Source organism: Burkholderia sp. BCC1999, from assembly GCF_905339975.1.
GTDB lineage: Bacteria > Pseudomonadota > Gammaproteobacteria > Burkholderiales > Burkholderiaceae > Burkholderia.
On sequence record NZ_CAJPHP010000010.1, the window covers coordinates 66,914 to 81,491 of the forward strand.

Genomic DNA, 14,578 nt, shown 5'->3' on the forward strand with positions numbered 1-14,578 from the left:
CTCACGCGGGGAGGGACGGGACGGCACCGTCGCGCGAGCGTCGCGACCTGTCGGGCAAGGGCCGTGCGTGAACCGGTACGTCGATGCAGTCTAGCAGCGTCGCACCGGATGCGAAGCCCGTCAGTTTGCGCAGCGGCCGGGAACGGCGCCGAACGCGTTCCCGGCCTGAAAGCGAACCCCGTCGGTCAGGACAGCTTGTCCGCTGCCGTCGCCGGATACCGCCCGTTGCCACCCGTCCCGTCGCCGGCCGCGAGCTGTTCCAGCGCGAGCCCCTTCGTCTCGATCCCGAGCGTCCACACGGCGATTGCCGCCGCGATGAACGACAGCGCGCCGAGCGTGAACACACCACCCTGGCCGAACACCGGCAGCACGACGCCAACCACGTAAGGCCCGATCAGCGAACCGACGCGCCCGATCGCCGATGCGAAGCCCGACCCCGTCGCGCGCGCACCGGTGCCGTACAGCTCGGGCGTGTACGTGTACAGCGCGGCCCACATCCCGAACAGGAAGAACTGCATCGCGAGGCCCGTGACGATCAGCAGCGTCGTGCTGCCGCCGTACAGCGCGCTCTGGCCGTACGCATACGCCATCGCGCCGCCGCCGATCAGCGACGCGATACAGGTCGGCTTGCGCCCCCAGCGTTCGACGAGCCATGCGGCGCACAGGAAGCCCGGCACGCCGCCGAGCGAGATCAGCACCGTGTAGAACACCGATTTCGTGACCTCGAAGCCGGCTTGCTGCAGCAGCGCACCGAGCCACGAGGTGAGGCCGTAGAAGCCGAGCAGCGCGAAGAACCACAGCAGCCACACCATCACCGTGCGGCGACGGTACACGCCGCTCCAGATCTCGCGCAGCGCGCCGTGGCCGCGTGCGACAACCGGTTCCGCGAGCCGCGATGGCGGCGGCAGCGTCGTGACGCCGGCCGAGCGCATCACCTTCGCCTCGATCGTGTGCATCACCGTGTCGGCTTCCGTGTGCCGGCCCGCATGCTCGAGCCAGCGCGGCGATTCCGGCACGATGCGGCGCACGACGAGCACGAACACCGCGGGAATCGCGAGCAGGGCGAACACGGTGCGCCAGCCGAACTGCGGCAGCACGAAGTACGCGACGATGCCGGCCGTGATGAAGCCGAGCGGCCAGAAGCCGTCCATCAGCGCGATCAGGCGGCCGCGCTTCTCGGTCGGCACGAACTCGGACAGCAAAGTTTGCGCGACCGGGAATTCCATCCCCATCCCGATGCCGAGCAGCACGCGGTAGACGATCAGCGCGTCGACGCTCTGCGCGGTCGAGCACAGGTACGACGCGGCGCCCCACAGCACCATGCTCCACTGGAACACGGGCCGGCGGCCGAAGCGGTCGGCGAGCAGGCCGGCGACGGCCGCGCCGATCACCATCCCGAAGAAGCTCGCGCTCGCGACGAGGCCGGCGGCCGCGGTCGACAGCCCGAACTCCTTGCGGATCGAGCCGAGCACGAACGTCATCGTGCCGAGGTCGACCGAGTCGAAGAAGAACGCGATCGCGATGATGAAGAAGATGCGCTTGTGATAGCCGGAGAACGGCAGGCGTTCGAGCCGGGCGGCGGCGGAGGCGGGAGCGGTGGCGGCGGGCATGGCGTCCTCTGAAATGAAAAAGGGGCCGCGCAGCGCATGCTCCAGGGCCCCGATGCTTCACGTTCAGTAGACGCGACCACAAACTGCCGCATCAGAGGAAAAACGCCGCCTGCTTGCCCAAATGCGTCATCGGCGGGCGGCGCGTGCCACGTCAGTTCTTCAGCTTGTAGCCGGTGCGGAACATCCACGCGACGATCGCGAGCAGGATCACGAGGAACAGCCCGGTCGCGGCGAGGCTGATCCACACGTGCACGTCGGCGAGCCCGTAGAACGACCAGCGGAAGCCGCTGACCAGGTAGACGATCGGGTTGAACAGCGTGATGACGCGCCACGCGGGCGGCAGCATGTCGACCGAGTAGAAGCTGCCGCCGAGGAACGTGAGCGGCGTGATGATCAGCAGCGGCACGAGCTGCAGCTTCTCGAAGCTGTCGGCCCAGATGCCGATCACGAAGCCGAACAGGCTGAACGTGACCGCCGTCAGCACGAGGAACAGCACCATCCAGAACGGATGCAGGATGTGCAGCGGCACGAACAGGCCGGCCGTGGCGAGGATGATCACGCCGAGCAGCATCGACTTCGACGCGGCCGCGCCGACGTACGCGATCACGATCTCCCAGTACGATACGGGTGCGGAGAGTATCTCGTAGATCGTGCCCGTGAAGCGCGGAAAGTAGATGCCGAACGATGCGTTCGAGATGCTCTGCGACAGCAGCGACAGCATCACGAGGCCCGGCACGATGAACGACCCGTAGCCGATCCCGTTCACGTCGCTGATGCGCGAGCCGATCGCGGAGCCGAACACGACGAAATACAGCGACGTCGAGATCACCGGCGCGATGATGCTCTGCATCAGCGTGCGGCGCGTGCGGGCCATTTCTGCGCGGTAGATCGCGCGGACTCCATGCCAGTTCATGCGTCAGGCTCCTTGCACGCCGTTGCGGCGGTTGTCGATCAGACTGACGAAAATGTCCTCGAGCGAGCTCTGCGTCGTGTGCAGGTCGCGGAAGCCGATGCCGGCCGAGCCGAGCGCGTTGATCAGCTTGGCGATGCTCGCATCGTCGCGATGCGAGTCGTACGTGTAGACGAGTGCGGCGCCGTCGTCCGCGCGTTCGAGCCCGAACGGCACGAGCGCGGGCGGCACGTCCGCGAGCGGGTGCTCGAGCTGCACGGTCAGCTGCTTCTTGCCGAGCTTGCGCATCAGCTCGCGCTTCTCCTCGACGAGCACGAGCTCGCCGCCGAGGATGATGCCGATCCGGTCGGCCATCTCCTCGGCTTCCTCGATGTAGTGCGTGGTCAGCAGGATCGTCACGCCGCTTTCGCGCAGCGAATCGACGAGCTTCCACATGTCGCGGCGCAGCTCGACGTCGACGCCGGCCGTCGGTTCGTCGAGGAACAGGATGCGCGGCTCGTGCGACAGCGCCTTCGCGATCATCACGCGGCGCTTCATGCCGCCCGACAGCGTCATCAGCTTGTTGTCGCGCTTGTCCCACAGCGACAGCGCCTTCAGCGTCTTCTCGATGTACGCGGGATCGGGCGCCTTGCCGAACAGCCCGCGGCTGAACGACACGGTCGCCCAGACGGTTTCGAACGCATCGGTGGTCAGCTCCTGCGGCACGAGGCCGATCATTTCGCGGGCCGCGCGGTATTGATCGCGGATGTCGTGGCCGCCGACCGTCACGCGGCCTTCGGTCGGCGTGACGATGCCGCAGATCGAGCCGATCAGCGTGGTCTTGCCGGCGCCGTTCGGCCCGAGCAGCGCGAAGATCTCGCCGGGGCGGATGTCGAGGGTCACGTGCTTCAGCGCCTGGAAGCCGGACGCGTAAGTCTTGGAGAGGTCGGAGACGGAAAGGATCGGTTGCATGCTCACGGATGGCACGGCCGGCCGGCGCGACGCAGTGCGCCGTGCGTGCCCGGTGTCGCCGCCGCTGCGAAGCGGCCGGGACCGGGCACGGCATGGCGAACGGGCGTCATGTCGAACGGCGTTGTGGTGCGGGATCGCGGGACCGCCATATTAGCAATCGGAAGATCGAAATGCATTCTGATGGAAAAGCCGGGCATTGCCAGTGCCGGATTTGCGTGACTCAAGCGCATATCGATCAATAAGGATGGGTTTTATTTTAATTAAACGAACAATTCGACGCATTTTTCGTGAATCCGGCCGTGACCGCGTGTTCGCGCGTGCGGCGCGCCGACTGTGCTGCCCGAAGGCCCGTGCGCCGTACCGGGACGGCACGCATCGCGCTCGCGATAATGCGTTCTTTTCATCGTTCACGGAGCGGGGCGCATGTCTTTGATCGATTTCAAATCCGTGGCGGACGCCCAGGCCGCCGCATGGAAGTCCACGATCGTCGGCGAGGTCGGGCCGGCCCGGATCAAGGTGCTGCGCATGGATGCGCAGCCGTACGAAGCGGAAGTGCACGACTACAACGAGGGGCTGCTGGTGCTCGACGGCACGCTGATGCTCGAAGTCGAAGCGGAAACGGTCGTGGTCGAGGCCGGGCAGATGTATCTCGCACATGCCGGCACCCGCCACGCGGTGCTGCCCGGCAGCCACGGCACGCTCGCGATCATCGACGTGTAAGGTTGCGCCGCAACATGCGTGCGGGACGCCGAAGGCCGGCTGGCTTGGCTCGGCGCGGATTGGCGGTGGCTGTTCAAACGCGTGTTCCACGGCTCCGGTATTTGTCTGAGCAAATAAAATGAAGGCTGTTTGAAAATCTGTCAAATACCGTGTAAACGCTAGGATCGCGCGGTTTCATTCGTTTGGAACTCTGCATCCATTTACTTGTTTGAATGGTCCGATCATAGTCTCGACAAACGACGCATCACGATAACGAATCAAGCGTACGTATGGAGACCACACCATGAGACGCCTATCCGCGGGGCCAGCCGGACTGCCGTTTCCCGATTTTTCGCTGAATGCAGGCGCGACTCAGGTCGCGTGCCTGCGTCGTCACCTCGCCGTGTAGCGGCGAACCACTTTCCGTTCCGATCGTTCCGACGGCGCCGTGCCGCATGACGGCGCCGCGGGAGCGCGCTTGTCTGCCGCCGCGGCCCGTGCCGCATTTGCCTGACCGGCATCGCGGCGGTCTTGCGCGCACCGTCATGCACCGCGCGTTCGTGCGGCGGCGCGATACCAACCGGCGGGCCAAGCAGCCCGGCCGGACGAGACTTGTCGTACCTGAAAAGGAGGGGTTGATGATTTGCATTCCTGAATGGCGGAAGGCGATTCTGTCGTGCGCGGTGCTGGTGCTGCCGTTCGTCGCCGGTTGCGGCGGCGGCGACGATCCGGGGCCGATCAACGTGCCGCAGTGCTCGGGCAGCACGTGCGGACCGAGCGGCCCGATCACGGAGCCGCCCGTCAAGACGAAGCTGTGTCCGGACGCGCTCGATTACACGACGACGTACACGGGCGGCGCCGGCAGCGGCGAATACGTGAAGGTGAAGTTCGACACGACGAAGCTCACCTATCAGATGCAGTTCATCGAATCGTCGGTGCCGACCTCGGCAGGGCAAGTCAACAACACGCGTGCGGGCCTGACGATCAGCGGTGCGTTCCATCATCCGACCAATCTCCCGACCGCCGAGCAGAACCGCTGCGCGTTCGTGCTCGACAGCGGCGCGACGAGCGACGGCGCGTATTCGGTGACGATCAATCGTGCGGATCCGCCGATGCTGTTCGTCGGCAATGGCGTGGTGGGCGGCGGGATTCCGGGAGCGACGATTGCGTTCAAGGGCCTCGAGCCGATTCCGGGACTGGTACTGGGCATGGTGCCGTCACGCACGTTCGATTTTTATCCTTTCATTGGTTTCATCGAAACGGAAACCGACTTCACGAAGGTCGCGGGCAACTACAACGAGGTGGGCATTCACCTGTCGCCGGTCGGCTCCAACTATCAGAATTTTCTGGGGCCCGTCGGCTGGCAACCCGACGTGATCAACTGGAACCAGACGTTCAACTCGGATGGATCATGCACGATCACGTCGGGCAGCGACTACTCGTGTCAGACCACCGGAACGCCATGGACGTTGCGCAAGAACGCGGATGGATCGGCCGATAATGTCTTCGTGAGCAATGCGAAGGCCAGTGCACTCGGCGCGGTCACCTATCCGTTTGCCGGACAGGGGTCGGCCATCGTGATTCTGTCTCCCAGCCAGGCGAAGGGCATCATGATCGTCGGCAAGCTGAATGGCGTACTGGTGCCGGTCGTGATTCGTGTCGGCTACACGCATGTCGACGAGAGCAACGTCCTTGCGTCGGTTGCCGATGCCGAAGTCGGCATCTCGATGCTCTCTTCGGCCAAGGCGATCGCGGCGAATTCGATGAAGGGCGGGTACATCGGTGCGACCAGCGCGTCGGCGTGCGGCATCGTGACGTCAGCAGGCGTGACGGGCGCCACTGCGGCAGCCGGCCCGAGCTTCGACGTCAATATCCCGCATCCGGACTTGCCCGGCACCTTCAACGGCATGAATTTCCTGCCGGAAGCGGGCACCTGCAACGACGGTACCGCCGTGTCGACGATGGCCGCGAACTATACATCCACGCTGTTCCAGGGCAATACCGCGGCGTTCATCGATCCGCAGACGTCGTCGGTCACCTCGCAGTTCGCGCTCGACTATACGCAGGCCACGCCCGGCAAGATCAAGGTGACTGCCACGCAGGACTTCAACGCGAAGGGTGCGAACGGCAACGTGGCGATCTTCAGCAAGGGCGACACGGGCTGGCTCGTGACGGCTGGAAACGTCTACGCGATGGTCGTCAACAACAACAAGGTCAACCCGTTCTTCACGGTCGGCGCGTTCGTCCAGTAACCCTGCATTGAACACGTAACACCGGCGGCGCATGCGTCGCCGCCGGCGAATCGAATTTCAAGAGGATTCCTATGAATTTGAAACATTGGATGGCCGCGGCGTCGCTCGCGCCCGTGCTGGCGGCATGCGGCGGAGACGGCGACCCGCCGCCCGCGCCGGTGGTCCGGCTGTGCCCGCAGACGATCGACTACAACACGGTGTTCATCGGCGGGTCGGGATCGGGCGAGCTCGTGAAAGTGCAGCTCGACACGACGAAGATGACGTACCGGATGACCTACCTCGCGTCGCCGGTGCCGACCACCACGGGCACCGTGCAGCCGACGCGCGACATGGCGCCCGCCAATGTGGTCGACGGCACGCTGGCCGACGAAACGGGGCTGCCGACGGTGAAGCTGAACCAGTGCACGTTCCGGATGCAGAACGCGAGCCTCGACCCGAGCCGGCCCGCGCGGCTGTTCCTCGGCGAAGGCGTGCTGGGCGGCGCGATCCCCGGCGCGACGATCCAGTTCGACGGCGTGATCGGCGTCGGCAAGATCCCGAAGACGACGTTTCCGTACTACCCGTTCATCAGTTTCTCGTCGCTGGAAACCGACCTGACGAAGATCGCCGGTACGTACAACCAGCTCGGCTATCACCAGGTGCCGTCGCAGAACTTCCAGCCGGTGGCGCTCGACCAGAAGGTGACGATCAACGCGGACGGCAGCTATACGGAAACCGACAACTTCGGCAAGAAGAACGGCGGGCAGCCGCTCGCGTCGAGCGCGACCGTGAACCAGCCGTTCACGCTGCGCCCGGACGCGCCGGCATTCCAGTCGCTCAACTACCAGCCGCAGATTCCGCCGACGCTCGCCGCGCTCGATCCGGCGAAAGCCGGCAAGGGGATCCTGATTGTCGGCAAGCTGCGCAACCAGCTCGTGCCGATCTTCATCCGCACCGGCGCCGCGAACGCGGACCTCACGCAGGGCCCGCCGAGCGCGGACGACGAATCGGGCATCTCGTTCCTGAGCCCGCAGACGCCGATCGCGCAGGGCTCGCAGGACGGCGAGTACACGGGCGTCGACAGTGCGTTCAACTACCGCGCGACCGCGCTCATCGGCGCGCAAGCCACGCTGCTCGATCCGTTCAACGCGTCGCAGGCCGCGCTCACGCGCGCGCTGAATCTCGACTACACGCAGAAGGTGCCGGGCGTCGTGACGACCGTGCATGCGGACGCGGCATCGGGGCCGGCGACCGGCAAGTTCGTGTTCACCGGCGGTGTGTTCGGGTTCCTCGACATGGCCGATACGAGCAACCCGTACTTCACGGTCGGCGCGTTCGTGCAGTGACCGTGTGTGGATGGAGACACGGCGGCGCCGCGCGCGAATGCGCGGCGCCCCGACAGAATGAGGGGGAGACTTCATGAAGAAGCTGATTGTCGCGGGTATCGTCGCAGGCGTGTCGACGCTCGCATCGGCCCAGCAGGCGGGCGACAACGTCGCGACGCTGGGCTGGCTGCACATCATGCCGCAGGATTCGACCAACGGGTTGACGACGAATCTCGCGAGCATGCCGATCAACGGGCCGCTGCGCCTGCCCGGTTCGTTCACGTCGCCGGGCACGAGCCTGACGGTCAACAATGCCGATACGGTCGGCCTCACGCTCACGCACTTCTTCACCGACCACATCGCGGTGACGTCGGTGCTCGGCGTGCCGCCCGAGTTTACGCTGACCGGACACGGCGTGATCAAGCCGCCGGGCCCGGCCGGCGCGCTCGGCAACGTCGACATGGACAAGTCGGCGAACCAGCCGGCCGTGAAGAACGCGCGGCAGTGGAGCCCGACGATCATCCTTCAGTACTACTTCAATGCGCCGACGGCGAAGTTCCGCCCGTTCGTCGGGATCGGCGTGGCCTACAGCTGGTTCAGCAACATCGAACTGAACGGCAACTTCGCGAAGGACATCAACGAGAACCTCGGCAGCGTGCTCGCGGCCGGCGCCGGCAAGCCGGGTGCGACGTCGGTGGAGGGCAAGGCGTCGTCGTCGTTCACGCCGGTCTACAACGTCGGCGCGAGCTATGCGATCGACAAGCACTGGGGGCTGACGGCGACGCTGACCTACATGCCGCTGAAGACCTACTCGTCGCTGGTGATCAAGGCGGCCGACGGGTCGACGCTCGCGACCACGCGCACGCGGCTGAAGGCCGATCCGCTGATCACGTTCGTCGGGATTTCCTACAAGTTCTGAGCCGACCGGCGCGCATGACGCGTGCCGGCGGTTTCCTGCGACCGGCTGGCCGGTTCGTTCCGGCTGGAAGGTCGCGTTCCTGGCGGCGTGCCGCCATTTGTGAAGAGAGGGGGCAGTTCAAATGAGCATTCGCAAAATCGTATCGCTTGTTGCTGCAGTGGCTTTCACCGCGGTTTCGGCCGCGCCTGCTTTCGCCGTGACCGTTTCGCGGGCCGACGGCCAGCCGATGAATCCGAATGGCGAGCCGTTCTCGGCGACGGGGCTGACGGTCCTTGCCAAAGGGGCGATCAACGCGAATTGCAACGCGACGTTCAACGGCACGATCACGTCGACCGGCATCGTCAACATCACGTCGACGACGTTCTCGGGTGGCGCGACATGCGGCCTGATCAGCGGCAGCGCGACGAGCGCCGCACCGTGGACCGGGCAGGCCGACAGCACGACGCAGCTGTCGATCAACAACGTGAAGGTGAACGTCACGCTGCTCGGCACCTGTGGGCCGAGCAAGGTCGTGACGGCGTGGACCGATGCGAACTCGTCGCTGACGTTCGACAAGTCCGCCCTGACGCCGGATTGCACGGTGAGCGGCACGGTCCTGACGTCGCCGAAGTTCCACGTGCAGTAAGCGTCGCGGATCGAAGCGAGTGCCCGCTGCGCGCGAGGGCCGTGCGGGTTGCGCGGCGGGTGGATGCATTCGCCAGGGCGGTCGTGTTTTTCGTTGAAGGCCGCCATATATCAAGATGGCCGCACGTGTCGCGACCCGATGCGTGCGGTCTCGCAGTAGCGGTGCGACTTACCTCGTCGTCCGATTCGGTTGAAACAACACAATTCCAATTGGCCAGAACTATCCCGGAAGACCCATGCTTACCGATCCAGCAAAGTATGGCGGGGCCCGCGGTGCGACGCCTGACCGGCTGCGCACGGCTGCGTGGCTGCAGTACCTGATCGACCATCTCGACACGACTGCTTGCGCGGCGCTGGCGGCGGGCGACGCCGGCGACACGACCGTCGTCGCGTCGCACGCGATACGCATGCGCGCAGGTGCCGACCTGTCTCACGAAGCTGCTGCGATCCTGCACCGGCTCGTCCCGTGGATTGCAACGGACGGCGGCGGTTGCGCATGCGACCCGGCCGATCCGCTCGGGGCGTGCTCGCACGTCCCTTCCGCGCAGCAACTCGCCGAAGCCGAACGCAGCTGCCCCGGCTCGCGCGCCGTATTCGACACCGCGCACGGCGTGATCGATGCGTGTGCATTCGACGATCCCGACGTCGGCTGGGCCGCACTCGAACGGATTGCCGACGGTATCGAATGTAGCAACGAAGGCACCGTTGGCCACATCGCACACGACAATGCCAGCCACGACGAGCTGCCGCCAGCGAAGAACCTGAGAGAACGACTGAGCGCTTTCGCGGCAACGAGCACGGACGCAGCGACCGGCCCCGGTGTCGTCATCGACGCGATCGTGCTGCGCATAGGCGGCCCGCGCGACGACGCGGCGCGCATCGACGAGATGGCTGCGCTCGCGATGTTCTCGGCCGAGCTTGCCGCCGGGAATGGCGTGTCGATTGCCGCGTACGGCGGTCGGCACAACCTCGTTGCCCGGGCGATCCGCACGCATCGTGCCGATCTTGCATCCGCGGACGGGCTGCTCGCCGCACTTTCCGTATGCAGGCTCGACCGACTTGTCGGCGCGGGCAGCTTCTGGGCCCACTACCTGCTGGCAGGCATCGTGATCGCGGCACCGGACGCTGTGCGCGAAATCGGCCGCCGTTTCCACGGCGACACATGGCAAACGTGGCTGGATCACGTACTCGCGTGGCCGGCGGTCAGCCGCTTCGGGGCGAAGGAGGATGCCGCGTTCGAGCGCCTGCGCGACGCGATGAGCCTGACTTCGCGCTGGAACCCGATCGTCCGCGCCAAGCGGATGCGGACGCGGGCCGTCGCGATCTCCCGGTTCGGTGAAGGAGAGGGCAAGACCGGCTGACACGAAGCCTTTGCCGAAACGAGGCGACAGGAATCACCCCGCACGAGCGCCCCGCTCGTGTAGAGGAAATACCGAACCCCGTTCGCACGCGCGAGCGGGGCGTCACACCGTCGGCATCGATGCGCGATCGCACACCATCCCTACCTGGTCACCCGCGCGCCACCGCCCGTTCCGAACCCCATCGACCGGACGCAGTATGATTCCGCAGACGATGCGGGCGATCGACCGGGCCGAGCCGGCCGCCTGCCCGCACCGCTGAAGATCCGCCAGGCTTGTTGAAAGCCGGATGCAAGACGCCGCCGCGCCAGCGCGCCGTGGCCGACCCGCATCCGGGCCACCATCATCGAAACGGTCAGTCAGATGTCAAAGCAAAACAAGAAAATCCTGCTCCTGAGCGTCAGCGCCGGCGCCGGGCATACGCGCGCGGCCGAAGCGATTCGCGCGTTCGCCGACCACCATCCGGCCGGCATCGAAGCCACGCACCTGGACGTGATGGACTTCGTGTCCACCGGCTTCCGCAAGCTGTACACCGATCTCTACATCAAGCTCGTCAGCAGCCAGCCGGCGCTGTGGGGCTACCTGTACCAGAAGACGGACGAAGTCGATCCCGCCGCGCCGTCGCAGAAGATCCGGCGCGCGATCGAGCGGCTCAACTGCCGCCAGCTGCTCGCGGAGATCGAGCGGCAGCGCCCGGACGCGATCATCTGCACGCATTTCCTGCCGGCCGAGCTGCTGTCGCGCGAGATTCGCAAGGCGCGCATCGATACGCCGGTGTGGGTGCAGGTCACCGATTTCGACCTGCACAGCATGTGGGTCGTGCCGCACATGCGCGGCTACTTCGCGGCCAACGACGAGATCGCGTGGCGCATGCACGCACGCGGCATGGCGCCGGAAACGGTGTACGTCAGCGGCATTCCGATCATGCCGGCGTTCGGCCAGCCGCTCGATCGCGCGGCTTGCGCGGCCGAGTTCGGCCTCGATCCCGCGCGCCGGACGTTCCTGATGATGTCCGGCGGCGCCGGCCTCGGCGGGCTCGACGTGCTGGCCGCGCGGTTGCTCGAGATGGACGCCGATTTCCAGCTGATCGCGCTGGCCGGCAAGAACCAGGCGATGCTCGCGTCGCTGCAGGCACTTGCCGCGCGGCATCCGGGGCGGCTCTTTCCGCAGGGCTTCACGCAGCAGGTCGAACGCCTGATGGCGTGCGCCGATCTCGTGATCACGAAGCCGGGCGGCCTGACGACGTCCGAATGCCTCGCGATGCAGTTGCCGATGATCGTCAATTCGCCTATTCCGGGCCAGGAAGAGCGCAACGCGGATTTCCTGCTCGAACAGGGCGTCGCACTGAAGGCCATCGACGACGACGCGCTCGTCTACCGGATCCGCGCGCTGCTGCAGGCGCCGGAGCGCCTGGCCGACATGCGCCGCCGTCTCGCGCCGCTCGGGCGGCCGCTGGCCGGCCGTTTCGTGCTCGACCGCGTGCTGGGCCTGGAGCCCGCCGCATGAGCGTTGCGCGTTTCGTCCCGACGCGCCATACGCTGTTCGTCGTTGCCTGGGTCATGCTGCTCGCGTACTTCTTCGCGAACGTCGAGATCCAGATCGAGGGCAGCGCGGGCTGGGCCGCTAACCTGCCGACCTGGCGCATCGAGCATCACTGGCTGCTCGACATCTTCTGGGGCGGGCGGCCGATGACCGGCTACCACGCATGGGTGTTCCCGTTCGTCGCGCTGTTCTTCCACCTGCCGCCCATCTTCAACGCGCGATGGTCGTGGCGCATCGAGGCACGGATCGTTGCGTGCATCATGGTGTTCTGGCTGACCGAGGATTTCCTGTGGTTCGTCCTGAATCCGGCTTACGGCCTGGCCCGCTTCACTCCGTCCAACGTGCCGTGGCATATCCACTGGCTGGGCGTGGCGCCGACCGACTACTGGACCATGAGCGCGGCCGCGATCGTGCTGTTCATCCTGTCCCGCGAGCGCAAGCGCGCATTCTATTGAACCGACATGAAAATCGCCTTCATTGCCTCGCTCGCCGTCACGCTCGCCGGGCTCGTGCAGCCGGCCCATGCGGACCCGGCCTCCGAGGTGCCGGCCCGGCCGATCAAGTGGGCGCAGAGCGTGGTCGATGCGCACGTGAACAACCTGCATCGCATCACGCCGACGCTGTACCGCAGCGCGCAGCTGTCGCGCGCGGACGTACCTGAGCTGCAGAAGCTCGGCATCCGCAAGGTCATCAGCTTCCGTTCGTTTCATGCGGACGACACGATTCTGGCCGGCACGCAGATCAAGATGCAGCGCATCCGGATCAACACCTGGGACATTCGCGACGAAGACATGGTCACCGCGCTGAAGGCGCTGCGAACGGCCGACCAGGACGGCCCGGTGCTGATCCATTGCCAGCACGGTGCCGATCGCACCGGTCTCGTCTCCGCGCTGTACCGGATGGTGTACCAGGGCTGGACGCGCGAGCAGGCGCTCGACGAGCTGCAGCACGGCGGTTACGGGTTCCATCCGATCTGGCAGAACATCACGAACTACCTGAAGCACGTGGATGTCGAGCGGTTGCGGCAGGAAGTGAACAACGGCTGAGCCGGAAGGGAAAAACGCCGCTGACGGTGAGCGTCAGCGGCGTTTCTTTTTGGGCGACCGGACGGCATGCCGGCCATCGTCAAACCGTCTCCGGCTGCCGCGCCGCCTTCGCGACAATCCACGCCATTGCCCCTTTCGCGACGAAATAAGGCACGTCCACGCGCGCGAGCGGTTGCTTGCCACGAATCTTGTCAGGGATATCGATCGTCGATTGGCGCATTGTTTCACGTCATCCAGGCTCATGTCCCGATATAAATATCGCGCTTCATGCTTGTTGGATGGTATGCAATGCTTATGAAAATCGCTCGATGAATTTCGGATTCGTCCGATAGACGTCAGGGCGATTGCCCGGTACTTTTGATCCCCGCCCAACAGGCGCCGACGCTATTCGCTATAGCGGGACAGGCAAGGGGAACCCTGATGATCACAAAGCTTGAACTGCAGCAATGGTCTCGCCGAGTGGTGGAGGCACTGCCACATACGAACTGGACGACGTTGACGCAGGGGCCACGTCCGTGGCTTTGCCTGAGCGGTACTCACGGCGATTCGCTTGAAGAGGAAGTGCAGGCCGTGACCAGGCGGTTCCAGTATCGCTGGGTCTGGCGCGATACCTCCTGGGAGTATGGCAGTCCGGGCTACCGCCAGGGGCCGCTGCTGGTTCCCCTTGACGAACCGCTCTATGCATACGCCATCGAATGCTGGCTATGCCAGCAGGCCGGATTTATCCTGCTGGGTCCCGACGAAGAGGACGCCTTGGTTTTCCATCTCCAGCGATTGCGTTTGCTGGAGACATCCGATGGCTTTCCGATCAGCGTCGGCCTGCATGCCGGGCGACCACTCGAAGAACTGTGCGAAGGATTGCCGGCAAGTCGTCTGTCCGAGCTGTTCGGCCCCATCAAACGCCTCATCTGGTATGCGGGCGACGAGCATGCGGGTGAGTGGCTGTTTGCCGATGTGCCGGCTACCGATCGCCCGACATCAGTGCGAGAAGGGCACGTCGCGTTGACGTTGGGCGACGAGATCGCACTCGATCAGGCCAGCCTTGCGTGGTTCATGCGCGACTGCGCCCGCGCGTTCCGTCAACGCTTTCCGGCCTACAGCCATCCGGATAATGAACCGGTGCTATGGCGGCATCTGGCCCAATTTGCCAACGAAGCGACCGACCAACTGGCGCTCACCACGGAGCGCGATGTGCGCCAATACATGGAACTGCGCTTCCGGTATTCGCATGAACTGTTTGCCAAGGATGCCACGTTGCGTGACCTCCTGATCCAGCGGCAGGTGGATGGGAAGCAGCGGCTGTTCGCAGCCGAAGCGCGGCTCAAGACCCTCGCTTTGACGGTGTAAGGAAAGGATTATGGCA

At 65.3% G+C, this 14,578-nt stretch carries 14 protein-coding genes; 10 read left to right on the forward strand and 4 right to left on the reverse strand.

Features of this window, described 5'->3' with window-relative positions:
- Positions 1-185: 185 nt before the first annotated feature.
- The 3 genes from U5809_RS16195 to U5809_RS16205 form a co-directional block, all read right to left on the reverse strand.
- On the reverse strand, positions 186-1,610 hold the full coding sequence (locus U5809_RS16195) for an MFS transporter (RefSeq protein WP_322087263.1): 1,425 nt from the start codon (positions 1,608-1,610) through the stop codon (positions 186-188).
- 151 nt (positions 1,611-1,761) lie between these two features.
- The gene (locus U5809_RS16200) at positions 1,762-2,523 is read right to left on the reverse strand and encodes an ABC transporter permease (RefSeq protein ID WP_322087264.1); all 762 of its coding nucleotides are present in this window, start codon (positions 2,521-2,523) and stop codon (positions 1,762-1,764) included.
- Positions 2,524-2,526: 3 nt separating this feature from the next.
- Positions 2,527-3,471, reverse strand: a complete 945-nt coding sequence (locus tag U5809_RS16205; RefSeq protein WP_282508614.1) for an ABC transporter ATP-binding protein — start codon at positions 3,469-3,471, stop codon at positions 2,527-2,529.
- 423 nt (positions 3,472-3,894) lie between these two features.
- On the opposite strand from U5809_RS16205, the gene U5809_RS16210 reads away from it, so the two are divergent.
- The 9 genes from U5809_RS16210 (at position 3,895) to U5809_RS16250 (ending at position 13,215) form a co-directional block, all read left to right on the forward strand.
- Positions 3,895-4,191, forward strand: a complete 297-nt coding sequence (locus U5809_RS16210) for a cupin domain-containing protein (RefSeq protein ID WP_202589387.1) — start codon at positions 3,895-3,897, stop codon at positions 4,189-4,191.
- A 617-nt stretch (positions 4,192-4,808) separates the two neighbouring features.
- Positions 4,809-6,422 (forward strand): DUF2957 domain-containing protein, encoded by a 1,614-nt coding sequence (locus U5809_RS16215; protein WP_322087265.1) that lies wholly within the window; start codon positions 4,809-4,811, stop codon positions 6,420-6,422.
- A gap of 71 nt (positions 6,423-6,493) precedes the next feature.
- Positions 6,494-7,747: a DUF2957 domain-containing protein gene (locus U5809_RS16220; RefSeq protein ID WP_322087266.1), complete on the forward strand. Its 1,254-nt coding sequence runs from the start codon at positions 6,494-6,496 to the stop codon at positions 7,745-7,747.
- 73 nt (positions 7,748-7,820) lie between these two features.
- Positions 7,821-8,645: an OmpW/AlkL family protein gene (locus U5809_RS16225; RefSeq protein WP_322087267.1), complete on the forward strand. Its 825-nt coding sequence runs from the start codon at positions 7,821-7,823 to the stop codon at positions 8,643-8,645.
- A gap of 121 nt (positions 8,646-8,766) precedes the next feature.
- The gene (locus U5809_RS16230) at positions 8,767-9,270 is read left to right on the forward strand and encodes an activator protein (RefSeq protein ID WP_322087268.1); all 504 of its coding nucleotides are present in this window, start codon (positions 8,767-8,769) and stop codon (positions 9,268-9,270) included.
- 235 nt (positions 9,271-9,505) lie between these two features.
- Entirely contained in the window at positions 9,506-10,630 is a 1,125-nt protein-coding gene (locus tag U5809_RS16235) for a hypothetical protein (RefSeq protein ID WP_322087269.1), read from the forward strand.
- A 360-nt stretch (positions 10,631-10,990) separates the two neighbouring features.
- Positions 10,991-12,133 carry an MGDG synthase family glycosyltransferase gene (locus tag U5809_RS16240; protein ID WP_322087270.1) on the forward strand — a complete coding sequence of 381 codons (1,143 nt, stop codon included), beginning with the start codon at positions 10,991-10,993 and terminating at the stop codon, positions 12,131-12,133.
- The gene (locus U5809_RS16245; RefSeq protein WP_322087271.1) at positions 12,130-12,624 is read left to right on the forward strand and encodes a hypothetical protein; all 495 of its coding nucleotides are present in this window, start codon (positions 12,130-12,132) and stop codon (positions 12,622-12,624) included. Before U5809_RS16240 ends, U5809_RS16245 begins: the two co-directional genes overlap by 4 nt.
- A gap of 6 nt (positions 12,625-12,630) precedes the next feature.
- Complete coding sequence (locus U5809_RS16250) at positions 12,631-13,215, forward strand: dual specificity protein phosphatase family protein (protein ID WP_322087272.1); 585 nt, start codon at positions 12,631-12,633, stop codon at positions 13,213-13,215.
- A 79-nt stretch (positions 13,216-13,294) separates the two neighbouring features.
- Here the strand turns inward: U5809_RS16250 and U5809_RS16255 are convergent, their stop codons facing one another.
- Complete coding sequence (locus U5809_RS16255) at positions 13,295-13,435, reverse strand: hypothetical protein (RefSeq protein ID WP_322087273.1); 141 nt, start codon at positions 13,433-13,435, stop codon at positions 13,295-13,297.
- A 200-nt stretch (positions 13,436-13,635) separates the two neighbouring features.
- Here U5809_RS16255 and U5809_RS16260 point away from each other — a divergent pair, with 200 nt between their 5' ends.
- Positions 13,636-14,562 (forward strand): hypothetical protein, encoded by a 927-nt coding sequence (locus tag U5809_RS16260; RefSeq protein ID WP_322087274.1) that lies wholly within the window; start codon positions 13,636-13,638, stop codon positions 14,560-14,562.
- The last annotated feature ends 16 nt before the right edge of the window (positions 14,563-14,578 follow it).